The organism is Rhabdobacter roseus (assembly GCF_014202275.1).
GTDB classification, from domain to species: domain Bacteria; phylum Bacteroidota; class Bacteroidia; order Cytophagales; family Spirosomataceae; genus Rhabdobacter; species Rhabdobacter roseus.
In genome coordinates, this window is sequence record NZ_JACHGF010000002.1 from 236,978 (window position 1) to 258,149 (window position 21,172).

19 protein-coding genes, 3 tRNA genes and 1 pseudogene are annotated in these 21,172 nt (G+C 54.8%); 9 read left to right on the forward strand and 14 right to left on the reverse strand.

Annotation, left to right across the window (positions count from 1 at the left end):
* Positions 1-88: 88 nt before the first annotated feature.
* On the forward strand, positions 89-541 hold the full coding sequence (locus tag HNQ92_RS05935; RefSeq protein ID WP_184172182.1) for a hypothetical protein: 453 nt from the start codon (positions 89-91) through the stop codon (positions 539-541).
* 37 nt (positions 542-578) lie between these two features.
* Here the strand turns inward: HNQ92_RS05935 and HNQ92_RS05940 are convergent, their stop codons facing one another.
* The gene (locus HNQ92_RS05940) at positions 579-1,823 is read right to left on the reverse strand and encodes a pyridoxal phosphate-dependent aminotransferase (RefSeq protein ID WP_184172183.1); all 1,245 of its coding nucleotides are present in this window, start codon (positions 1,821-1,823) and stop codon (positions 579-581) included.
* A gap of 258 nt (positions 1,824-2,081) precedes the next feature.
* On the opposite strand from HNQ92_RS05940, the gene HNQ92_RS05945 reads away from it, so the two are divergent.
* Positions 2,082-3,491, forward strand: a complete 1,410-nt coding sequence (locus tag HNQ92_RS05945; RefSeq protein ID WP_246439712.1) for an arylsulfatase — start codon at positions 2,082-2,084, stop codon at positions 3,489-3,491.
* An 88-nt stretch (positions 3,492-3,579) separates the two neighbouring features.
* Here the strand turns inward: HNQ92_RS05945 and HNQ92_RS05950 are convergent, their stop codons facing one another.
* Positions 3,580-4,155 carry a collagen-like triple helix repeat-containing protein gene (locus tag HNQ92_RS05950; protein WP_184172185.1) on the reverse strand — a complete coding sequence of 192 codons (576 nt, stop codon included), beginning with the start codon at positions 4,153-4,155 and terminating at the stop codon, positions 3,580-3,582.
* 146 nt (positions 4,156-4,301) lie between these two features.
* Complete coding sequence (locus HNQ92_RS05955) at positions 4,302-4,448, reverse strand: hypothetical protein (RefSeq protein ID WP_184172187.1); 147 nt, start codon at positions 4,446-4,448, stop codon at positions 4,302-4,304.
* Positions 4,449-4,527: 79 nt separating this feature from the next.
* Here HNQ92_RS05955 and HNQ92_RS05960 point away from each other — a divergent pair, with 79 nt between their 5' ends.
* The 3 genes from HNQ92_RS05960 to HNQ92_RS05970 all read left to right on the forward strand — a co-directional run bounded on the left by HNQ92_RS05960 (position 4,528) and on the right by HNQ92_RS05970 (position 6,411).
* The gene (locus HNQ92_RS05960; RefSeq protein WP_184172189.1) at positions 4,528-4,950 is read left to right on the forward strand and encodes an OsmC family protein; all 423 of its coding nucleotides are present in this window, start codon (positions 4,528-4,530) and stop codon (positions 4,948-4,950) included.
* 107 nt (positions 4,951-5,057) lie between these two features.
* A complete protein-coding gene (locus tag HNQ92_RS05965; RefSeq protein WP_184172191.1) occupies positions 5,058-5,717 on the forward strand; it encodes a hypothetical protein in 660 nt (219 codons plus the stop codon).
* Complete coding sequence (locus HNQ92_RS05970) at positions 5,701-6,411, forward strand: DUF3307 domain-containing protein (protein ID WP_184172193.1); 711 nt, start codon at positions 5,701-5,703, stop codon at positions 6,409-6,411. Before HNQ92_RS05965 ends, HNQ92_RS05970 begins: the two co-directional genes overlap by 17 nt.
* A gap of 2 nt (positions 6,412-6,413) precedes the next feature.
* Here the strand turns inward: HNQ92_RS05970 and HNQ92_RS05975 are convergent, their stop codons facing one another.
* The 9 genes from HNQ92_RS05975 to HNQ92_RS06015 all read right to left on the reverse strand — a co-directional run bounded on the left by HNQ92_RS05975 (position 6,414) and on the right by HNQ92_RS06015 (position 17,994).
* Positions 6,414-6,671, reverse strand: a complete 258-nt coding sequence (locus tag HNQ92_RS05975; RefSeq protein WP_184172195.1) for a SemiSWEET transporter — start codon at positions 6,669-6,671, stop codon at positions 6,414-6,416.
* Between the two features lie 117 nt (positions 6,672-6,788).
* A complete protein-coding gene (locus tag HNQ92_RS05980) occupies positions 6,789-7,166 on the reverse strand; it encodes a response regulator (RefSeq protein ID WP_184172197.1) in 378 nt (125 codons plus the stop codon).
* Positions 7,167-7,354: 188 nt separating this feature from the next.
* Positions 7,355-8,863, reverse strand: coding sequence for a glutamate synthase subunit beta (locus tag HNQ92_RS05985; protein WP_184172199.1), 1,509 nt, complete (start codon positions 8,861-8,863; stop codon positions 7,355-7,357).
* Positions 8,864-8,923: 60 nt separating this feature from the next.
* Positions 8,924-13,498 (reverse strand): glutamate synthase large subunit, encoded by a 4,575-nt coding sequence (gltB, locus tag HNQ92_RS05990; protein WP_184172201.1) that lies wholly within the window; start codon positions 13,496-13,498, stop codon positions 8,924-8,926.
* 301 nt (positions 13,499-13,799) lie between these two features.
* Positions 13,800-14,747, reverse strand: a complete 948-nt coding sequence (locus HNQ92_RS05995; RefSeq protein ID WP_184172203.1) for a ribonuclease Z — start codon at positions 14,745-14,747, stop codon at positions 13,800-13,802.
* A gap of 36 nt (positions 14,748-14,783) precedes the next feature.
* Positions 14,784-15,206, reverse strand: coding sequence for an anti-anti-sigma factor (locus tag HNQ92_RS06000; protein ID WP_184172205.1), 423 nt, complete (start codon positions 15,204-15,206; stop codon positions 14,784-14,786).
* A 60-nt stretch (positions 15,207-15,266) separates the two neighbouring features.
* A complete protein-coding gene (locus HNQ92_RS06005; RefSeq protein ID WP_184172207.1) occupies positions 15,267-16,208 on the reverse strand; it encodes a phosphoribosylaminoimidazolesuccinocarboxamide synthase in 942 nt (313 codons plus the stop codon).
* 69 nt (positions 16,209-16,277) lie between these two features.
* Entirely contained in the window at positions 16,278-16,991 is a 714-nt protein-coding gene (locus tag HNQ92_RS06010; RefSeq protein ID WP_184172209.1) for a hypothetical protein, read from the reverse strand.
* 40 nt (positions 16,992-17,031) lie between these two features.
* The gene (locus HNQ92_RS06015) at positions 17,032-17,994 is read right to left on the reverse strand and encodes a vWA domain-containing protein (protein ID WP_184172211.1); all 963 of its coding nucleotides are present in this window, start codon (positions 17,992-17,994) and stop codon (positions 17,032-17,034) included.
* Positions 17,995-18,119: 125 nt separating this feature from the next.
* On the opposite strand from HNQ92_RS06015, the gene HNQ92_RS06020 reads away from it, so the two are divergent.
* The 3 genes from HNQ92_RS06020 to HNQ92_RS06030 all read left to right on the forward strand — a co-directional run bounded on the left by HNQ92_RS06020 (position 18,120) and on the right by HNQ92_RS06030 (position 18,602).
* Positions 18,120-18,209: transfer RNA gene (locus HNQ92_RS06020), tRNA-Ser, on the forward strand.
* A gap of 58 nt (positions 18,210-18,267) precedes the next feature.
* A tRNA-Pro gene (locus HNQ92_RS06025) sits at positions 18,268-18,341 on the forward strand.
* A 187-nt stretch (positions 18,342-18,528) separates the two neighbouring features.
* Positions 18,529-18,602: transfer RNA gene (locus tag HNQ92_RS06030), tRNA-Arg, on the forward strand.
* A 194-nt stretch (positions 18,603-18,796) separates the two neighbouring features.
* Here HNQ92_RS06030 and HNQ92_RS06035 read toward each other — a convergent pair.
* Together HNQ92_RS06035 and HNQ92_RS28610 are read right to left on the reverse strand one after the other, a co-directional pair.
* A pseudogene (locus HNQ92_RS06035) lies at positions 18,797-19,231 on the reverse strand (PIN domain-containing protein).
* On the reverse strand, positions 19,228-19,374 hold the full coding sequence (locus tag HNQ92_RS28610) for a hypothetical protein (protein ID WP_246439718.1): 147 nt from the start codon (positions 19,372-19,374) through the stop codon (positions 19,228-19,230). The pseudogene HNQ92_RS06035 and the gene HNQ92_RS28610 overlap by 4 nt, the downstream one beginning before the upstream one ends.
* Positions 19,375-19,808: 434 nt before the next feature.
* Here HNQ92_RS28610 and HNQ92_RS06045 point away from each other — a divergent pair, with 434 nt between their 5' ends.
* Positions 19,809-20,831, forward strand: a complete 1,023-nt coding sequence (locus HNQ92_RS06045; RefSeq protein ID WP_184172216.1) for an exonuclease domain-containing protein — start codon at positions 19,809-19,811, stop codon at positions 20,829-20,831.
* Positions 20,832-21,172 lie beyond the last annotated feature (341 nt).

The following is a 21,172-nucleotide window of genomic DNA, read 5'->3' on the forward strand; positions in this document are numbered from 1 at the left end:
CGGGTACTTTATAAAAAAAATGTTGCTATGTTTGTAAGCACCGATTGGCTCCGCTACCGGTTTTCCTTACTATTTCAAACCTAACCCTATGAAGCAAATCCTTTCGCTCTCCATCGTCCTGCTGGGTAGTTTGCTGGCCTGCACTACCACCACCTCCGACACCCAGGAGCCGGAAGAAGGGACCGAAAACATCGAGACCTTCGCGTGCTACGCCTATACCCAAAAGCAGGATACCGTTTCGTTTCGGATCAGCATCATCGGGACCCTAGTCGTGGGTGATCTGGAGTACCGGCTCTCGGAAAAAGACCGCAACGAAGGCCTTTTCCAGGGTACCTTGTCGGGCGATACGCTCCTGGGCGACTACACCTTTCGTTCGGAAGGCGTGTTGTCGGTGCGGCAGGTGGCTTACCTCAAGAAAGGAAAGGAGCTCCTGGAAGGCTACGGCGAGGTAGAGGAAAAAGCGGGAAAGACCGTTTTTAAAAATAGAAGTACCCTCCGTTTTGGCGAAGGGATCACCTTACAGGAAGTAGATTGTGAATAGTACGATTTCCATTATTAAACTACCTTCCTAAAGGTACTTACCCCAGCACCTCTTCCACCGTACGCAGCGAAGGTACCCGGTGCGCCTCGAAGAACGCCTCGAACTTATTCATGGCCAGGTGCAGCTCTTCGGCCGTGGGCAGAAACACGATCCGGAAATGGTCGTCGCGGAAGTAGTTGAAGCCCGTACCGGCCACGACAAGTACCTTGTGCTCGCTCAGCAGGTCAAAGACAAACTGCTCGTCGTTTTTGAAATCAAACTGCGTGAGGTCAATTTTGGGGAAAAGGTACAGCGCGCCTTTGGGCCGGACGCAGCTAAGGCCCGGAATGGCCGTGAGGCGCTCGTAGACAAGGGTCATCTGCTTGTGCAGACGGCCCGTAGGTAGTACCAGGTCTTTGATGCTCTGGTACCCGCCCAGGGCCGTCTGGATCGCAAACTGCGTGGGTACATTGGCGCAAAGCCGCATACTGGCCAGGAACAAAATCCCCTCAATGTAAGACTTGGCGTACTGCTTGGCCCCGCTCAGGATCATCCAGCCGCCCCGGAAGCCCGCCGCGCGGTAGTTTTTGGAAAGCCCGCCGAAGGTCACGCAGAGCGTGTCGTGTACGAGCGTGGCCATGGGGTAGTGTACGGCCCCGTCGTAGAGAATCTTGTCGTAAATTTCGTCCGAAAAAATAATGAGGCCGTGGGTTTCGGCAATGCGCGCGATGCGCTCAAGTACCTCCCGGTCGTAAACGGCCCCGGTGGGGTTGTTGGGGTTGATCAGCACCAGGCCGCGCGTGCGGGGCGTGATTTTGCTCTCCAGGTCATCGAGGTCGGGGTTCCAGTCGGCGGCCTCGTCGCAGACGTAGTGGACGGGCTTGCCGCCGCTCAGGGCCACGGAGGTAGTCCAGAGCGGGTAGTCGGGCGAGGGTACCAGGATTTCGTCGCCGGGGTTGAGCAGGGCCTGCATCGACAGCAAGATCAGCTCACTCACGCCGTTGCCAATAAAAATATCGTTGATCTCGACGTTCGGGATGCCCAGCGTTTGGGTGTAGTGCATCACCGCCTTGCGCGCCGGAAAGAGGCCGCGCGAGTCGGAGTAACCCTGCGCGTTGCGGATGTTCATGATGATGTCGTGCACGATCTCGTCGGGCGCGTCGAAGCCAAAGGGGGCCGGATTACCGATGTTCAGATTGATGACTTTATAGCCTTGACTTTCCAGTTCGAGGGCTTTTTCGTAGACCGGGCCGCGGATGTCGTATTTGAGTGGCTCGAGGCGTTTGCTTTTCTGAAATTCCATCGGATAATGCTCGGAACGGCCGGAGCGATACCCGCCGTCGTTTTAGTACGTATTTTTACAAAGCCAAATATACAAAAAATGTGGAGTACGCCTTCTCCTTGACCCCAAGGGTACTTATTATTTGCTCAGCAAACGTACCCACGAGCCCGCAAGGCCGACGGTTTTTCTTTTACATATAAAGCCGAAACTTAGAAAGCCAGGCGTTAGAAGTACCGGCCGGGGTACTTTAAAGAGGGTACTTTACTTCGTTGTATTTTCATGAAAAATCGAATGCTAGTGGTAGGCCTGGGGGTACTTTTGGCGGCTCTTTTTGCTTTTACGTATTCCAAAAAAGAAACCCGTAAGGTACCTGCCAAACCCAACTTCATCTTTATCCTGGCCGATGACCTGGGCTACGGCGACCTCGGCTGCTACGGCCAAAAGCGCATCCAAACTCCCCACCTGGACCAAATGGCCGCCAACGGGGTGAGGTTCACCGATTTTTACACCGGAAGTACCGTCTGTGCTCCCTCGCGCTGCGCGCTTATGACGGGCAAGCACATGGGCCACGCCTACGTACGCGGCAACGGTGAGATCCCCCTGCGGGCCGAGGACGTGGTTATACCGGAGCGGCTGAAAACCGTGGGCTACACCACGGGTATGTTTGGGAAGTGGGGCCTGGGGCTGGCCGGAAACGCCGGCGCGCCGCCCCTCAAAGGCTGGGACGAGTTTTACGGCCACACGCACCACGTGGCGGCGCACTTCCAGCGTCCCGACTCGCTCTGGACCATCCGCGACGGCCAGTTGGTGCCGGAAGCCCAGCCGAAGGGTACTTTTGCCAACGAGGTTTTTACCAATAAAGCCCTTGCGTTCCTGCAGGACCACCAGAAGGAGCCGTTCTTTCTGTACCTGGCTTTCACCATCCCGCACGCCGAGCTGCATTTGCCCCCCAAGTACCTCGCTCCCTACCTCGACCAAAACGGACAAAGTACCTTTGCGCCCGAAAAACCCTGGGCCGACGGCCAGCACTACGGCGGACAGCCCAACCCCAAAGCGGCCTACGCCGGGCTGGTGACGTCCATCGACGACTACGTGGGTAAGGTACTTCAAAAACTCAAAGCGTTGGGACTGGAAGAAAACACCGTAGTGCTATTTGCCAGCGACAACGGCACCCACGTCGAAGGCGGACGAACGTCCGCCGACGTGGAGTACTTTCAAAGCAGCGGCCCGTTGAGGGGCGTTAAGCGCGATCTGTACGACGGCGGCATCCGGACGCCGCTGCTGGTGCAGTGGAAGGGCCACGCGCCCCGCGGCAAGGTAAGCCGCCACGTAGGGGCGTTTTGGGATGTACCCGCCACGCTCTACGAGCTGGCTGGGGCCGCAGCGGGGGCCGAACTGGACGGAATCTCGCTGGTACCTTCCATTTTGCAGAAAGGTACCCAGCCCCGGCACGAGTACCTCTACTGGGAGTTTTACGAGCGCGGCTTCGACCAGGCCGTGCGGCAGGGGGACTGGAAGGCCGTCAAGCAGCGCGACAAAGGGAATACCCTTGAGCTCTATAACCTCAAAACCGACCCCGGCGAAACCCAGAACGTGGCCGCTAAGTACCCCGAGCTAGTAGCCCGCCTGGAGCAAATCCTGCGGCAGGCGCACGTGAAGTCACCCATTTTTCCGTTGGCCAAAAAATAAAGAGCAGGTACTTTACCAAAAAAACCAGCCGACCGGAGTAAAGTACCCCCGGTCGGCTGGTTTGTGGTAAAAAGTACCCCAGGTACCTTTATTTTTGCTTGGCCTGGTAGGTGGGGATGTCTTTTTCCTGCAGGTTGAAATGCTTCTTCACCTCTTCGTAGTTGCTCATGTCCACGGCCGCCTGGCGACCGTTCGCAGCAAAGTCGGCGGGTAGTACCACCACCCGGAAGCGCTGGTTTTGGGTCCACTGCGAGGCCAGCCCACTCAGGTTGAACTGGGCGTCGATGAACACGCTCACGTCCAGGAAGGAGTGGTCGAAGCTATATTGCATCAAGCCCTGGGGCAGAAAAACCGTCTGGGGCAAAAGGCGATACACCGGCACTGGAGCCTGGCCGGGGTCTTGTACGGTTTCCCAGAGGCGGTACACAAACACCGCGTCGGTATCAAATACTTCCAGCTCCGCGGGCGGGAAATCGAAGTAGATCCGGTAGTCGTTGTTGGCGTTGAAGCTTCCGGTAATATCAAATACCGCGCTGAGTACATTGGTACCTTGCGGGCCCTGCGGGCCGGGGAGCCCTTCGGGACCTACCGGGCCTTGCGGGCCCTGGCAGCTCCACGTAACCAAACTACCTACACAGAGTAAAGCAAACAGTATTTTTTTCATGGCCGTTGAATGGGGATTAGTTGGATGTAAAGGGACACATTTGGGTTTTAGATGGTGCTACTGCACCTTGGTTTAACCCCGCAAAGGCTTTTTTATTGTTTGGCCTTCCCGCGCCTTCGGGGGGGTACCTTATAACTCCTTCATCCCTAGGGTTGTTTAACGGCTACGCGTCCATCCTTTTTTAGGTACTTTTTATTCAACGGAAGTACCTCCGCCTCCCAATCCCGCGCCCCAGGTACCCCGGAGGCAGCCTGCCGCTGGGAAAGTACCTCTGTGCCCGCGCTACCGTTCATAAAATTCCCTGAACCGGGCGGAGGGCATTTGGGTTATATAGGCTACATTTGACGATTACCAACTAAACCTACATCAACTATGATCAACCGCAAGGCCACCGCCGTTTGGAACGGGTCCGGAAAAACCGGGAAAGGCGTCGTAAGTACCCAAAGTACCGTACTTAGCGAAACGCAATATTCGTTCAATACCCGTTTTGAAGAAGGCGTAGGGACCAATCCTGAAGAGCTTATCGCCGCCGCCCACGCCAGCTGCTTTGCCATGAAGCTCAGCTTCGTGCTCAATGAGGCTGGTTTTACCGCCGATGAGCTGCACGCCACGGCTACCGTTTCGCTGGACCCCGCCAAAGGAGCCGTTACCAAAAGCCACCTGGTACTTAAGGCTAAAGTACCCAACCTTGACGCCGAGCGGTTTGAACAACTTGCCGCCGATGCCAAGGAAAATTGCCCCATTTCCAAACTCCTCAACGCCGAGATTACGCTGGATGCAGAATTCATCGCCTAGCTAGTGGTGGATGACAGAAAACTCAAAACCCGTCGATTGGCGGGTTTTTTTATAGATTATTTTATTTATAATAACTAAATATAGATATATAATTCTATATTTGGAGCATGAACTACTATGAGGTACTTACGGGTGATGTGGTCAACTCGGCTTCGCTGAGCCACGCGCAGCGGACGGAGTTGAAGGCGCTCTTTGACCAGCTGGCAGGTACCTCGGCGGGTACTTACGAGTACTTTATTCGGGGCGATAGCTTCCAGGTACTTCTGCGGGCGGAAGCACTGCGGGAAGCGCTGCGCATCAAGACTTTGCTGCACTTCCGGCTGTCGGTCCGGGTCCGGATCGCGATTGGCCTCGGAGCGGTGGAGTACCGGCGCGAAAAACTAGCTGATTCGGACGGCGAAGCCTTTCGCTTGTCGGGCCGCGCACTAGATGACATGAAAGTACACAACCAGCTGCTGCGCCTAAGTACCCCCGCGCACTGGGCGCAGGCCGAGTGGGCTCGGGCCGAATGGGCCATTCACAGCCAGGTACTTGACTACCTCGAATGGAGCCGGAGCGAGTCGCAGTCGGAAGCGCTGTACTGGCTGCTCCAGCACAAAACCCAGCAGGAAATAGCCCGGCAGATCGGGATCTCGCAACCTTCCGTGCACAGCCGCGCCCGGGCGGCGGCCTGGCCCCTGGTGGAGGTATTTTTGCGGCGCTACGCCGAGCTGGGAATGGCTTTATCTACCCTGAATCCTACAAGTACCCATGACGACCTTCTTTGAGCCCCTGCAAGGGGTGCTGCTCGTAAAGTTGCTGGTGGCTCACCTGCTCACCGATTTTTTTCTGCAACCTAGTCGCTGGGTGGAAGACAAGCAAGTACGAAAGGTGCGGTCGGTCAAGCTGATCTACCACGTGCTGCTGACGGGCCTCGGGGCCGGGCTGGCCTCGGGCAGCGTAGGGCTGGCGGTTTTTGTGGCACTGACGCACTACGCCATTGATTTGGGGAAAGTGTACAGTCGTCGGCAGGGGCTGGGGGTTTTCCTGCTGGACCAGCTGCTGCTGCTGGTGGGCTGGCTGTACGTAACCGACGGCTTCGAAAACCTGGCCAAACTAGGTACCTGGGCCAATGCCAACCTGAAGCTGTGGGCGGTGCTGGGTACCTACCTGCTGGGCACCTACCCGTTGGGAATACTCATCGGCATGGCTACCAAAAGCTGGCGGGAGCAACTAAAAAAACCACGTCCATCGCTGAGTGAAGCGGGGAAGTGGATCGGGATGCTGGAGCGTACGCTCATCTTGACTTTTTTACTCGGCAACCATTTTGAGGCCATCGGGCTACTTATCGCCGCCAAAGCGTTGCTACGCTTCAAAGACGACGATTTACTGCTCACCGAGTATGTACTCATAGGTACCTTGCTCAGCTTTACGGCCACCATTTTGCTGGGGCTGGGGCTGCGGGCCCTGCTGCTGGCGTAGCGTTAGGCTACTTTGTTGTACTTAAACTTAAAGAACAAGATCAGCAGCGACAGCAGCAGGGTTACGGCGTTGGCCGCTACCACGGGGAAGGAGTTAGTCATGATGCCGTAGGCGAGCCACATAAATACGCCCAGGGTGAAAAGAAGGAACATGGCCAACGAAACGTCCTTGGCCGATTTCGTTTTGTAAATTTGTAAAACCTGAGGGATAAAGGCCAGGGTGGTCAACAGACCCGCCACGTAGCCTACTGTTTCTAACATAGTACTTGAATCATTTGATTACGTTTCAAATATAATGGAAAAGTAATACGAAATGTTCCGTACGGAGCTGCTAATGTTGGAAAAATACAACAACTGAATTATTTAAGATAAGATTGCTCAGGCTTTGACCAAAAGGGTACCCAGAATTCGGGTGAAATCGCTGATGCGGGAGGGCTTGGTGATAAAAGCCTGAGCGCCGCCCTGAAGGGCTTGGTCGACGTAGATTTGTTCCGAGGACGTAGAATATAGGTAGACGGGAATGGTTTCCCAGCCGGGCTCTTTCCGGATTTCGGCCAGGCACTGCAGGCCGTTGAGCTTGGGCATGTTGAGGTCAATGAAGATGTAGTCAGCAACTACTGCTCCGCTTCGGATCAGGCTCAGGGCATCGACGGCATTATTTGCAAAGGTACTTTGGTAGTTTTGACCCAGTTCTCCCAGCGCGATAGAAAAAATTTCCTGATCGTCGAGATCATCTTCTATAACAAGGCAAGTCACCAAGGTAGTTAGCTATTTGTAGCGTATTTCTATAACGTGCGCAGGGCCAACAGAATCTGTTTTAACCCTACTATATACGTCTAACTACAATAAGGCACCTAATGTTGTGGCTTGGTGAAGAAAAGTACCCGGAATAAAAAAAAGCCCCAAACACCAGAGCGGCATTTGGGGCTTTGGGCTAAGGGTACTTATACGTGAGAGAAAGCCGGATTGAACATGGAAACGGCCTTGGCTTCCAGCAGCGACTCGCCCATGAGGTACTCATCCACGGCCCGGGCGGCTTCACGTCCTTCGCTGATGGCCCACACCACAAGCGACTGGCCGCGTCGGCAGTCGCCGGCGGTAAATACTTTTTCCTGGGTAGTTGTCTGGTAGTTGGTGGCTTTGATGTTTCCCCGTTCGTCAAATTCGACTCCCAGGTCATGCAGTAGTCCTTCTGGCTGGGGGTACAGGAAGCCCGCCGCCAGCAGCGCCAGCTCACAGGGGATTTCCTCCTCCGAGCCGGGTACTTCTTTCATTTGCATCCGGCCGGTTTCGGGGTCTTTTTGCCAGTCCAGTCGCACCATTTGCAGCGCCCGCAGGTTTCCGTTTTCGTCGCCCAGAAACGCCTTGGTGTTGATGGACCAGTGGCGCTCGCAGCCTTCCTCGTGCGAGGTAGAGGTGCGGAGCATCATGGGCCAGTGGGGCCAGGGGGTCGTTACGTCGCGGTCGGCGGGAGGCATGGGGAGCAGCTCGATCTGCGTCACCGACTTGGCCCCGTGGCGGTTGGAAGTACCTACGCAGTCGGAGCCGGTATCGCCCCCGCCAATCACGATCACGTTTTTGTCGGTAGCCCACAGCTCGCCTTGGGCGTAGGCGACGCCCCGGTGGTCTTTTTGGGGCTCAATACCCGCCACGCGCTTGTTTTGCTGGCTCAAAAACTCCATGGCAAAATGAACGCCTTTAAAGTGCCGCCCTTCGATCTTGAGGTCACGCGGTACGGTAGAGCCCATGGTCAGTACCACGGCGTCGAAGTCGCGCAGGAGCTCGTCGCTGGTAATATCCACGCCCACGTTCACGCCCGTCCGGAACTCGACACCTTCTTGCTGCATCACTTCCAGGCGGCGGTCAATGACCCGTTTCTCGAGCTTGAAGTCAGGAATGCCGTAGCGCAGCAGCCCGCCGATCTGGTCGGCCCGCTCAAAGAGCGTCACGCTATGGCCCGCCTGGTTGAGCTGCGCGGCGGCGGCCAGTCCGGCGGGGCCGGAGCCTACTACGGCCACTTTTTTGCCGGTGCGTTTGCGGGGCGCACGGGCCTGAACCAGGTTCAGCTCGAAGGCTTTTTCGGCAATAGACTTCTCTATGAACTCAATGGCTACAGGGGGCTTATTGATCCCCAGCACGCAGGACGCCTCGCAGGGAGCCGGGCAGATCCGCCCCGTAAATTCGGGGAAATTGTTAGTGGAGGCCAGGATCTCGTACGCCAGGGCCCAGTTGCCATCGTACACGGCGTCGTTGAATTCAGGAATGATGTTGCCGAGCGGACAGCCGTTATGACAGAACGGAATGCCGCAGTCCATGCAGCGGGCCGCCTGCTGTTTGGAGGTATCTTCACTGAAGGGTGTTTCAATCTCATTATAGTCCCGCAGGCGCTCTTCTACGCTACGCTTTTTGGGTAATTCGCGATCAAATTCTAAAAAACCGGTGGGCTTTCCCATACCTATTTATCTACTTAAACGAGGAATATAACAATGTTAAAAATAAAAACAGCCGTAAACTTACTCGTGATCAATGTCCACAACGATGTCCTTGTACACTACGTTTTTGTCGGCGATCTGCTGTGACAGCGTAATGCCACGGCTGGCCAGCGCCTCTTTGAAGTCGTTGGGAAGTACCTTCACGAACTGCTTGATGGCGTCGTCCCAGTTTTGGGTGAGCTGGAAGGCCACGTTGCTGGTGGTGTACTGGAAATGCTTTTCCACGAATTCCCGCAGGATGTGCTGATCTTCTTCGTTCAGAGGCGTAACGGACACCATCTCGTAGTTGACCTTTTCGCTGAAGTCTCCGTCTTTGTCCCATACGTAGGCCACCCCGCCCGACATCCCGGCGGCAAAGTTGCGGCCCGTGCTACCAAGTACCACGGCCACGCCGCCCGTCATGTACTCGCAGCCGTGGTCACCGGTACCTTCTACCACCACTTTGGCTCCGGAGTTCCGTACGCAGAAACGCTCCCCGGCGGTACCCCGGATGTAGGCTTCGCCGGACGTAGCGCCGTAAAAGGCTACGTTACCGATGATGATGTTGTCTTCGGGCTTAAACTTGGCGTCGCGGTCGGGGTAGACGATCAGCTCCGCCCCGCACAGGCCTTTGCCGAAGTAGTCGTTGGCGTCGCCTTCGAGCTCCAGGCGCAAGCCCGAGGTATTAAAGGCTCCGAAGCTTTGCCCGGCCGTTCCTCTGAACTTGAAATGAATGGTCCCTTTGGGCAGGCCGGGGCCGCCGTAGCGCTTGGATATCTCGTTGGAGAGCATATTGCCAACCGAGCGGTTGAGGTTGTTGATCACAAACTCCCCGTAGGCTTCTTCGGATTTTTCCAGGGCCGGTTTAGCGGTTTCGATGAGCTTCCAATCCAGTACCGCGTCGATGCCGTGGTCTTGCTCTTCCTGCTTAAACTGCGCCACGTCCATGCCGGACTCTTCCTTGTGCAGGATAGCCCCAAAGTTCAGGTTCTTGTATTTCCAGTGTTTCAGGTCGCTGCGGGGCTCTAGGTATTGGGCCTGGCCTACCATTTCTTCGATGGTCCGGAAGCCCAGGTTGGCCATGATTTCCCGCAGCTCCTGCGCCATGAACGTAAACATGTTCACCACGTGCTCGGGCTTGCCCGTAAAGAGCGCGCGGAGCTCTTTGCGCTGCGTGGCTACCCCCACGGGGCAGGTGTTGAGGTGGCACTTGCGCATCATGATGCAGCCCGCGGCTACCAGCGCGGCGGTGGCTACGCCCCATTCTTCGGCCCCCAGCAGGGCGGCTACGGCCAGGTCGCGCCCGGTGCGGAGTTGCCCGTCGGCCTGGACGGTTACGCGGCCTCTTAGCTTGTTCTTTACCAGCGTTTGGTGGGTTTCGGCCAGGCCCAGCTCCCAGGGCAGGCCGGCGTGACGGATGGAGCTCAGCGGCGAGGCCCCGGTACCGCCGTCGTGCCCGGCGATCAGGATGTGGTCGGCGTGGGCCTTGGCTACTCCGGCCGCAATGGTACCTACGCCCGCTTCGGACACCAGCTTCACGCTGATGCGGGCGGCGCGGTTGGCATTTTTGAGGTCAAAGATCAGCTGCGCCAAGTCCTCGATGGAGTAGATGTCGTGGTGGGGTGGGGGCGAAATAAGCCCTACGCCCGGCGTGGAGTGGCGCGTGCGCCCGATCCAGTCGTCTACTTTGTGGCCGGGTAGTTGCCCGCCTTCGCCGGGCTTGGCGCCCTGGGCCATTTTTATCTGAAGCTCCTGGGCGTTGGTAAGGTAGTGGCTAGTGACGCCAAAGCGCCCTGAGGCCACCTGCTTGATGCCGGAGTTGAGGTTATCACCGTTTTCGAGGGGTTTGAAGCGAAGTTCGTCTTCGCCACCTTCACCCGAGTTGGACTTCCCGCCAATGCGGTTCATGGCTACGGCCAGGGTCGTGTGGGCCTCCCAGGAAATGGAGCCAAAGGACATGGCTCCGGTAGCAAAGCGCTTAAATATGCTTTCGATGGGCTCTACTTCGTCCAGGGGAATGGGGGTACTTTTCTTGAAGCGCAACAAGCCCCGAAGCGTCATGGCCTTTTGGCTCTGGTCGTCGATCAGCTTGGAGTACTTCTTGAAGAGCTCGTAGCTGTTCGTTTTGGTCGAATGCTGGAGGAGGTGGATCGTCTGCGGGTTAAAGATGTGCGCTTCGCCGCGTTGTTTCCATTGGTAAAAGCCTCCCACTTCCAGCCGGGGACTTAGTACGGGCTTTTCGGGATAAGCCACCTTGTGCCGTACCTGTACTTCCTTCGCAATTTCGTTGATGCCCATCCCGCCAATGCGCGAGATGGTACCCGTAAAGTACTTGTCAACGACCTCTTTATTAAGCCCCAGGCATTCGAAGATCTGCGCACCCTGGTAGGACTGGAGCGTGGAGATTCCCATTTTGGAGAAAATCTTCAGGAGCTCCTTGTTCACCGCCTTGATGTAGTTGGTATGCAGCTTCTCGTCCGTATAGGCGCCTTCGATCAGGTTTTTCCGGTTCATGTAGGAAAGCGTCTCGAACGCCATGTAGGGGCACACGCCCGATATGCCGTAGCCGATCAGCGTGGCGTAGTGGTGCGTTTCCCACACATCACCTACCTCGGCCAGCAGTCCCACTTTGCCACGTAAGCCCTTCCGGATCAGGTAGTGATGCACGGCCGATACGGCCAGCAAGGAAGGAATGGGCGCGTGGTCGGAGTCGATGGCGCGGTCGGACAGAATCAAAATTTCGAAACCGTCTTCGATGGCGTCTTCGGCGTAGCGGCAAATCCGCTCCAGGGCTCTTTCGAGGGCTTTTCCGCCTTCGTCGGCCTTGAAGTAAATGTTGATGGTTTTGGCCTGGAAATGATTTTTATCCACAAAGCGCAGCTTGTCGAACTCCTCGATGGTAAGTACCGGGTGCAGGAGCTCGATCTGGCGGCAGTGCTGGGGCGTTTCGGTCAGGATGTTCTCCGTGGCTCCCACAAACGAGATCAGCGACATGATGGACCGCTCCCGAATGGAGTCAATGGGCGGGTTGGTGACCTGCGCAAACAGCTGCTTGAAGTAGTTCGAGAGGTGCTGGCTCTGCTCGGAAAGAATGGCCAGCGGCACGTCGGTACCCATGGAGCCCACGGCTTCCTTGCCTTCCTGGGCCATGGGGGCCAGGATCATGCGTAAGTCTTCGGACGTAAATCCAAAGGCCATCTGACGCTTCAGGAGCGAGTGGTCTTCGTACTGGCGGTAAGTACGGATGGGTTGGTTCAGGTCATCAACGCGGAGCTTGAATTCATCGAGCCACTCCTGGTAGGGTTGGCGCGAGCAAATATCGGCTTTAAGTTCTTCGTCGGGGATGATGCGTCCCTGCTCCATATCGACCACGAACATCCGGCCCGGCTGGAGGCGTCCTTTCATCACTACCCGCGCCTGATCGACGTCAAGTACCCCCGCTTCCGACGCCATGATGACGGTGTCGTCGTCAAGTACCCAGTAGCGCGAGGGGCGCAGGCCGTTGCGGTCGAGGGTAGCACCCACGATTTTTCCGTCGGTAAATGAGATGGAAGCCGGGCCGTCCCAGGGCTCCATGATGGCCGCGTGGTACTCATAAAAGGCCTTCCGGACGGGGTCCATCTGTTCGTTGCCGTCCCAGGCTTCGGGCACGAGCATCATCATGACGTGGGGTAAGGTACGTCCCGAGAGGTACAGCAGCTCGATGGCATTATCCAGGTTGGCGGAGTCGGACTGCTTCGTGTCGCAGATGGGCAGGATCATGTCCATCTCCTCTTTGGTAAAGTACTCGGAGCTGAAGGACCGCTCGCCCGCCCGAATCCAGTTGACGTTGCCTTTTACGGTGTTGATCTCGCCGTTGTGGGCAATGTACCGAAACGGCTGCGCCAGCTTCCAGGAAGGGAACGTATTGGTAGAAAAACGCGAGTGGATCACGGCAAAGGCCGACACCACCGACTCGTTTTCGAGGTCAGGGAAGTAGTATTTGAGCTGGGCGGTGGTCAATTGCCCTTTGTACGAGATCGTTTGGCTGGAAAGCGACGAATAGTAAAAATGGTCCTTGGCGCCCTTCACCTCGGCAATGAGCCGGGTGGTGATCTGGCGCAGGATGTAGAGCTTCCGCTCAAAGGCGAGGTCGTCTTCCAGGTGGTCGGGACGCTTGATGAAAAGCTGCTCCACGTGCGGCTCTACCGACAGCGAGCCTTCCCCCAGCGTATCGTTGAGGGTAGGTACTTTGCGGTACCCGAGCAGGGTCATGCCCAGTTTTTTGATTTTCCGGTTCAGGAGATCCCGGCATTCTTCGCGCACGGTTTCGTCACCGGGAAAGAAAATCATCCCTACCCCGTACTCGCTCGCGGCGGGTAGTTGAAAGCCCAGGGCGGTACATTCTTCCACGAAGTACTCGTGCGGGATCTGAATCAGGATGCCCGCGCCGTCGCCCGTATTGGGATCACAGCCACAAGCCCCGCGGTGGTCCATCCGTTCCAGCATGTGGATGGCATCCGCCACAATCTGGTGGGATTTTCGCCCTTTCATATTGGCACGAAAACCAATCCCGCACGCGTCGTGCTCAAACTCGGGGCGGTAGAGCCCTTGTTGATCTGTTACTACTTCTGACATTCGTATTCGGTTAAAAATAGAGGTACTTACATTCTAGACTTATGAATATTGGCAACGTTCGGCTTACTTGCAAATGAGGATGCAAAAATCAAAGCAGAACGGATACTGGAGATAGTGATGAAGCAAATTGATGCAAGATAATAAGAAAAAATATTTGGTTAAATAGGCAATTGGCAAAATATTATTGATGTAGTATAAAGTTGCTAGTTAATTTATACTATATGTGAAAATAGTAATAAACTTTCCGTAACGAGTCCCAGGAGGGGTACTTGATCGCTTTCAGACGGCAGCAAAAAGGGGGTTACTTGTTGTCGGAAACCAGCGTGTGCGGAAGATTCGCGATGTCGAAAACCTGGCCTTCTACGGCCATGACGGTGTTGGGGAAAATAGCCTGGGCTTCGGCCAGGGAAGGCTGGGGGTCCGGGTAGCGGGAAGAGAGGTGACCAATGAGCAGCTGACCCACCCCGGCGTCGCGGGCAATGGTAGCGGCCTGCCAGGCCGTGGAGTGGAACGTCTTCTCGGCCAGCTCGCTGAGGTCGGTCAGAAAGGTGGCTTCGTGGTAGAGGGCATCCACGCCCCGTATATAAGGTACCAGCTCCGGCCAGTAAAGAGTATCGGAGCAGTAGGCGTAGGCGCGGGGCCTGGGTGGAGGGAGCGTGTAGTCTTCGTTTTTATAGAGCAAAGTACCCCGCTCATCCAGTACATCCTGCCCTTCTTTCAGGAGCCGGATGTGCTCGTAGTGGATGGTGTCGGGGAGCTTATCTTTTTGGATGGACCGGAGCCGTTTTCGTTCGCGAAAAAGAAAGCCGGTACAAGGTACCCGGTGGCGGAGGGGGAGCGTTTCGACGGTTACGTTCGCCGTGGACCAGAGGGGGCCGGGCCGGTCGGGGTCGGTTTCCTGAAAATGCAGCGGGTAGGTGAGCTGGGTACCCGACTGCCGGAATACCTCGGGCAGGATCTCGCCCAGCCCGCGGGGACCAAACAGGTACAGGTCTTTGGTCCTTCCGCCCAGGCTGAGGGTATTGAGCAAGCCAAAGAGCCCAAAGTAGTGGTCGCCGTGCAGGTGGGTGATAAAAATGGAGGAAAGCCGCCCCAGCCGCACGTGGGCTTCCAGGAGGCGGTATTGGGTACCTTCGCCGCAGTCGATCAAAAAATGCTCATTCCCAACCGTAAGCAGTTGGGAAGAGGGATGACTTCCCATGACCGGAAAAGCCGAACCGGAGCCTAGTATGGTAACCTGGAATGTCAACGTGCGTGAATAAATAGTAGGGGTATAAGTCCCTGGTTAAACGTCTTTGGTTTCGCTGACGCCATCATAGTCTTCGTCGTCATAGTCATCGTCACCGGCACCGAATTCATTTTCCAGGTCGTTCATAAACACGGCGTCCACGGCTTCTTCCAGGGTAGGCAGAATGGTCAGGTCGGGAATTTTGGAGTCAGCCAGCAGATCCTCAAAGTCCTCGTCCTTGGTAATCACCACCAGAATACCCAGGTCGTTGATGCACAGTCGGTTGACCTTCCGTAGTACAATCACCCCGTTGCTATCGAGGGTTTTGGTTTCGTTCATGGCCACGATCAGGTTATGGTACCCTTCCCGAAATAGTTTCCGGACCAATTCTTCAAAGGTAGTAGGTACCTCCTCGGCAAAGGCTACTTCTTTGAGATCAATGAGGGCGTACTTCTCGCTTCGTTCCAGTTTGTAGTTCATTCGTGCTGTAAGGTTTATTAAAGAATAACGGGAGGTTTGACTAGGCTTTTGCGGGTGCTCCTATTGCGAAGTTAAGGAAGCTAGAATATTTTCTTCAATACGACGCAAAATATCTACACTGTCGGCTTTCTCAAAAAGCTTGCCTGCTACCTTTTCGTAGAGCTCAATGTACCGCTCCGAGATCAGGCTGATGCGCTGGTCGTCCATGGTAGGTACCTGCTGGCCCTCTTTGCCCTGAAAGCCGTTCTCGATGAGCCATTCGCGCACAAATTCCTTTGAAAGCTGCTTTTGGGGCAGGCCCTGCCGCTGGTTTTCCTCGTACTGGTCCAGGTAAAAGTACCGGGACGAGTCCGGCGTATGAATTTCGTCGATCAGGTATATGCGGCCGTCCAGTTTCCCAAATTCATACTTGGTATCTACCAAGATCAGGCCTTGAGCGGCGGCCATGTGGGTACCTCTCTCAAATAGCGCCAGCGCGTACCGCTCCATCTGTTCGTATTCGTCGGCAGGTACGATGCCCTGCGCCAGGATCTCCTCCCGCGAAATATCCTCATCGTGCCCTTCGTGCGCTTTGGTGGTCGGGGTCAGGATGGGCTGGGGTAGTTTGTCGTTTTCTTTGAGCCCCTCGGGCAGGATTACGCCGCACACGCTGCGTCGGCCGGCCCGGTACTCCCGCCAGGCGTGCCCGGCCAGGTACCCTCGCACCACCATCTCCACGGCGTAGGGCTCGCAGCGACGCCCTACGCCCACGTTGGGGTCGGGGGTACTTAGGAGCCAGTTGGGCACGATGTCGGCCGTGGCTTGCAGAAAGTGCGCCGCCAGCTGGTTCAGTACCTGGCCTTTGTAAGGAATGGGGCGGGGCAGGATGACGTCAAAGGCCGAGATCCGATCCGTGGCGATCATGACGAGGCGGTCGGAGAAGGAGTATACATCGCGCACCTTGCCGCGGTAAAAGCCGGTTTGGCCGGGAAATTCAAAGTTGGTTTCTTGAATGGCATTCATAGCAGAAGTAGGTAGTTGATAAGGGTAGTTGTCCGCGGGCGGCAGGTTGTTGTTGTCACAGAAAAAAAATCACCACTCGGTTTTGGTACTGCGGCTGGCTTGCGTGCTGTATTGGCGGCGGCGGAGCTGGTAGATGTACTGCATTTCGTTGGTTTTCATGGCGTCCAGAATGGCCCGCGCCTGGTCTTCAGACATGTTGAGCTGTTTGAGTTGGTTCAGAAGCTGTTCCCGTTGTTCTACCTGCTCCGGCGACTGCCCCTCTTCGGTGGGTGGGGAAGTACCTTCGCTGGCGGGAGGCTGTTCCTTGGGCGGCGGATTATCGGTGGGTTCCGTCGGGGGGATTTGCCCGGAAAAACGCTCTTTTAACAGCTCGTAATTAAACCGGGCCCGGTCGTTATCGGGGTTTTGCCGAAGGGCCGTTTTCAGGCGGCTGAGCGCTTCCAAGGTGTCTTTTTGGGGTGCGGAGGCGGCGATCAGGGCCAGTTGGGCATTGGCTTCTGAGGCTACCTCCAGATCTTCCACCCGAATCAGGAGCCCGTAATGCCGTTTGGCTTCGGATTGGTTACCTAGCTGGTAGTAGGCGTGGGCCAGGTTGAGGCGGGCGGCGGCTTCGGAAAAGATCGACCCGTACGTAATGCGCCGGTACAGGTCTGCTGCGGCCGGGTAGTTTCCTTGTGCGTAGGCTATTTCCGCCTGGGTTTTGGCACGATTACGGTCGGTAATGGCTTCAAAGGAACGGTTATCCCAGATCCAGAGGAGTAAGTAGAGCAAAAAGGTGGTCATATAGGAAGCGCGTTCGGGCCGTAAAAATAGTAATTGATGTTTATAGTCGGAACGTACGGACCGTGATTAGCACATCAATGGCCAGAAATAGCAGCGCAATGCCCAAAAAATAGTAGTATTTATTGCTGGCTACCGTCACCACCCGGCTGTCGATCACTTGTCCGGAAAGGGCGTTGAGATCGGCCAGCAAGCGCCCCAGGTCGTTGCGTTTGTTATTGAGCTCGTAGTAGGAGCCGTTGGTTTGCCGGGCTATTCGCTGAAGGCCTTTGGGGTTGAGCTTGGTTACTACGATGTCGCCGTCGTCGTCGCGCAGGGGCTCGCCATCCACCGGGATCGTCCCGCCCGAGAGGGTACCTACGCCCACGATAAAGACATGAAGGCCGTAGCGACGGATCGTGTTATACACCTGGCCGTTGCACGAGCCATCGTTTTCGCCATCGGTAAAAAGGACCATGATCTTGGATTTTTGCGAGCTAGGTACCTCGTCCAGGATTTTTTGGCTGGCCAGCTCCAGGGCACTGCATAGGTTGGTTCCGTGGCGGGGCAGCAGGCCCGTCTGGAGTGACTGCACAAAAAGGTCCAGGGCGGCCTGGTCGTAGGTGAGGGGGGCCTGCACGTAGGCTTCGTTGGCAAAGATGATAAGACCGATGCGATTACTGCCGGCTTTTTGAACCAGCCGATTGATCTCAAACTTTACTTTGTCCAGCCGGGAAGGTACCACGTCGGTGGCTTCCATGGATTTGGACAGATCCACCAGCAGATAAATATCTTTTCCTTCGGCCTTGATTTCCTGCTCGGCCTCCCCAAACGACGGGCCCAGGAGCGAAATGATCAACAGGGTGAAAGCGATACTGCGGACGAAAAACTTAATAAACAGCGAGCGGGACGTCGAGCTTAGTTGCCGGGCCACGCGCACGGTTCGGATGAAAAAGGCCGTGTACGCCATGACAAAGAGGGCAATAAACAGATATTCGGTGAGCCCGAAGGCGTAGTTCCAATTCATGCCGACAAAAAATCGTGAAGCGCAAAGTTGCTCAAAATTAGGCAATACGAACTTCTGGCGAAGTTTTTTTGTGAGAATGTTTGTTTAAATCAGATCTATCCTTCTATATTTGTGCTCCCAAAGACGGAGAGATGGGTGAGTGGCTGAAACCAGTAGTTTGCTAAACTGCCGTACTCGTGAGGGTACCGCGGGTTCGAATCCCGCTCTCTCCGCCATCATTTCAGGTACCTTGGTGTAGGTTTTGAAAGGGTTGGGAAAATAAGAAAATAAGTTCGGGGAGTGGCGCAGCCCGGTAGCGCATCTGGTTTGGGACCAGAGGGTCGCAGGTTCGAATCCTGTCTCCCCGACGAAAAGAAAGTGAAGAGGAAATAGGTAGCGCATCTGGTTTGGGACCAGAGAGTCGCAGACGGTCGCCCGGAGGAGCGCCTCCCGCTGGCGTTCGAATCCTGTCTCCCCGACGAAAAAAGTAATAAGTAGGCAGTAGGCCGTTCGCAGTAAAACTTTACTGCCACTGCTGACTGCCTGTTTTTTTTAGGTCCCGTAGCTCAGTTGGATAGAGCATCTGCCTTCTAAGCAGACGGTCTTTGGTTCGAATCCAAACGGGATCACACTTTTTAGGTCTTAAACCGCCAAATTAGCCCATTTTGGCCCTTTTTAGGGGTGAAGGCGAATCCATCAAAACGGTGTTTTTTAGCAAATCATGGTAAATCGTAGCCTATCTTTTGCTACCCGTTTGATACCGTAGTTCCCACGCTCTCTACCGTACAAGTCCCCATCGACTCCCCTGGACGGACTGCAGATCTCATTTGATCTTTTCATAAAGATCGCCAGTGGTGATAATACGATCAAAGCCCATAGCTTTCAGGTGAGTGATTAGCTTTTTGTCGCCCGTCCAAAGCCAACCATTTTTATGCAAGGTCAACGCTACAAAAGCAACATCGTCGGTGTCTACGCCTGACGTCAATCGAACGGCCTCTTTCAAGTGCTCGACCTCGATCATGCTTTCATTGAAGAAATCCACTTGCTTTAAAATTGTGTAAAGTACCGTACTTACCGTTTCGATGGATTATTTCGAAAGCTGAACTTTTTTTGCCTGATGCTTGAATAGCTCAGCGATAGCGTAGTAGCAGCTGGTGAGTTCAATGCCGGGAAGCTTATAGAAAAGAATTTCCGATATTTTATTATTGGGTGAGATACACGCGCTAAACAGAATATTCGTGTCAACAATAACGATCATGGAAGGAGCCGGGCTTTATTCTCGGACCACCACTTTTTGTTGACCTCCCGCGCTAGTTCGGCCGCTTCTTCTTCGGTCCCCTGATTTTTTGAAGTAATTTCCAGGATATTAATATAGTCAATGAGCTTTTGAACGGCTTCCATGTTGATGGAGTCGTCGGTTTCTATGATGATATTTCTATTTTGCCGTGTGATAACCTTAGCTATGCTTTTTTCAAATATAACGTAGCCTTTGCAGAAAATCAACATCTAACAAAAATCAGGCGCTTCATCTTGAGCTGAAGTACTACTCGTTTTAAAGTACCCGGCCCCACCTGAAAATGGGATTGATTTATTGATTTTTCCTATGTACATTGCCTATCCGATCCGTGGCGGAGCATGGAAGCTGATCCGCCGACTACTCCTTCTCCCATGAGTTGGTAGGTACCTAAAAAACCGGCGGCGGAGTGATAAAATCCGGATGGGAACCTTCTTTCGAAAACAGAGGTATCTAAAGAAAAAAATAGCTGCTTATAGCTGAGCACCCGCCCTCCGATGGAAAATCAAGATGACCCCAAAGTAGAACCCAAGCCCGCTTGATGCCCCAGTACGACAAGTACCAGCGTCCGATAGCTGGAATTTCTTACCATACCTATAAATTATTCCCCTCTGTGATCCCCGGCCTGAACTTTACCGCCCTTGATTTTGAGAATGCCAACAACTACCAACGGAGCGCGTGCTCCCTGGGGGTGGTACGGGTACGCGATGGCGAAATCGCGGAAACCAAGTACTGGCTCATCAAGCCCGACCCCCTGGAAGTAGGCATGTACCAGCAAAAGGTACATAAGCTGAGCCTGAATATGCTCCGCAACCAGCCCACCTTTGGCGAGCTCTGGGCCGAAATCCATCCTTACCTGCACGAGGAGATACTCGTAGCGCACAATACCGACTTTGATATTGGCGTGCTCGACCGCCTGTTGGATCATTATGGCCTGGATCTGACCATTCAGTACTCTTTCTGCACCCACAAAGCCAGTGCCGCCTGCTGGCCCGAGCAACCCCGCCACCGGCTCAGCAACCTGGCTACCTGGCTTGGTATTGAGCTCGACCACCACCATGCCGCCTCCGATGCTCTGGCCAGCGCTCAAATCGCCATTGCGCTGGCTGAACACCAAAAAGTAAATGATTTTGCCCAATTAAAGATCGATACCAGTAGCTGGGGGGTACCGATCAATCACACGAAACCCCTGCCAAACAGCGGCTTGGAACCCTACCTCCAAAACAAACGCCAAACCCAGGAAGTTAATCTGGATGGCATCCCCTGGTCAACCATCGACCCGGCTGGCTGGTCGTGGAAAGGCAAGTATGTGCACCTAACGGGAGAATTTGATAACTACCCCGAGCGAAAAGAGCTGGCCAACGAACTACGGGAATTAGGGGCCAAGGTGATGTCCTCGGTGAATAAAAGGCTTGATGTCGCGGTGATTGGGGCCTATCCCGGTCTCGGTAAAATTCAGAAGCTACTCGAACTGGCCGAGCAACGCCCGCTCTACCTTCTCCATGAGGCCCACTATATGGATGTACGTAGGCTGAGTGATCACTTAGTTGCCGCACAATCCTGAGGCTAGGATTATTTTAACGGGTAATTCTGGGTAGGAAAAGCGAAAGCGAGGTAGAATAATCCGGCTGAATAAAACTAGGCAAAAATTAAGTAATTAAACGATCCAAGAATCTTTAGATAGCCATAGTGAGTTTTAAAACTGAGTCCGTACAAAGATTTTAATGGTAGTTTTGAGTAAGGTCTTTTTGTGACCGCTTTCCAGCGCTTCATATTAAGCCTTTAGTGACAATGATTTTAATCGGTTAAGTTGTTGAATGCAAGTTTACAACTGCTCCGCTCCCGATAATCGAAAAGTTGCTATCCCCTAAAAATAGGGGGTGCGTATATTGAGAGCCGAACCGT

What these genes read in the sequence shown, in the direction of transcription:
- HNQ92_RS05935 (WP_184172182.1), top strand. Translation starts at nt 89, where the DNA reads ATGAAGCAAATCCTTTCGCTCTCCATCGTCCTGCTGGGTAGTTTGCTG.
- HNQ92_RS05945 (WP_246439712.1), top strand. Translation starts at nt 2,082, where the DNA reads ATGAAAAATCGAATGCTAGTGGTAGGCCTGGGGGTACTTTTGGCGGCT.
- HNQ92_RS28610 (WP_246439718.1), bottom strand. Translation starts at nt 19,374, where the DNA reads ATGGAAGCCGTTCAAAAGCTCATTGACTATATTAATATCCTGGAAATT.
- HNQ92_RS06000 (WP_184172205.1), bottom strand. Translation starts at nt 15,206, where the DNA reads ATGAACTACAAACTGGAACGAAGCGAGAAGTACGCCCTCATTGATCTC.
- HNQ92_RS05975 (WP_184172195.1), bottom strand. Translation starts at nt 6,671, where the DNA reads ATGTTAGAAACAGTAGGCTACGTGGCGGGTCTGTTGACCACCCTGGCC.
- HNQ92_RS05970 (WP_184172193.1), top strand. Translation starts at nt 5,701, where the DNA reads ATGACGACCTTCTTTGAGCCCCTGCAAGGGGTGCTGCTCGTAAAGTTG.
- HNQ92_RS06005 (WP_184172207.1), bottom strand. Translation starts at nt 16,208, where the DNA reads ATGAATGCCATTCAAGAAACCAACTTTGAATTTCCCGGCCAAACCGGC.
- HNQ92_RS05940 (WP_184172183.1), bottom strand. Translation starts at nt 1,823, where the DNA reads ATGGAATTTCAGAAAAGCAAACGCCTCGAGCCACTCAAATACGACATC.
- HNQ92_RS05955 (WP_184172187.1), bottom strand. Translation starts at nt 4,448, where the DNA reads ATGAACGGTAGCGCGGGCACAGAGGTACTTTCCCAGCGGCAGGCTGCC.
- HNQ92_RS05950 (WP_184172185.1), bottom strand. Translation starts at nt 4,155, where the DNA reads ATGAAAAAAATACTGTTTGCTTTACTCTGTGTAGGTAGTTTGGTTACG.
- HNQ92_RS06045 (WP_184172216.1), top strand. Translation starts at nt 19,809, where the DNA reads ATGCCCCAGTACGACAAGTACCAGCGTCCGATAGCTGGAATTTCTTAC.
- HNQ92_RS05965 (WP_184172191.1), top strand. Translation starts at nt 5,058, where the DNA reads ATGAACTACTATGAGGTACTTACGGGTGATGTGGTCAACTCGGCTTCG.
- gltB (WP_184172201.1), bottom strand. Translation starts at nt 13,498, where the DNA reads ATGTCAGAAGTAGTAACAGATCAACAAGGGCTCTACCGCCCCGAGTTT.
- HNQ92_RS05960 (WP_184172189.1), top strand. Translation starts at nt 4,528, where the DNA reads ATGATCAACCGCAAGGCCACCGCCGTTTGGAACGGGTCCGGAAAAACC.
- HNQ92_RS05985 (WP_184172199.1), bottom strand. Translation starts at nt 8,863, where the DNA reads ATGGGAAAGCCCACCGGTTTTTTAGAATTTGATCGCGAATTACCCAAA.
- HNQ92_RS06015 (WP_184172211.1), bottom strand. Translation starts at nt 17,994, where the DNA reads ATGAATTGGAACTACGCCTTCGGGCTCACCGAATATCTGTTTATTGCC.
- HNQ92_RS06010 (WP_184172209.1), bottom strand. Translation starts at nt 16,991, where the DNA reads ATGACCACCTTTTTGCTCTACTTACTCCTCTGGATCTGGGATAACCGT.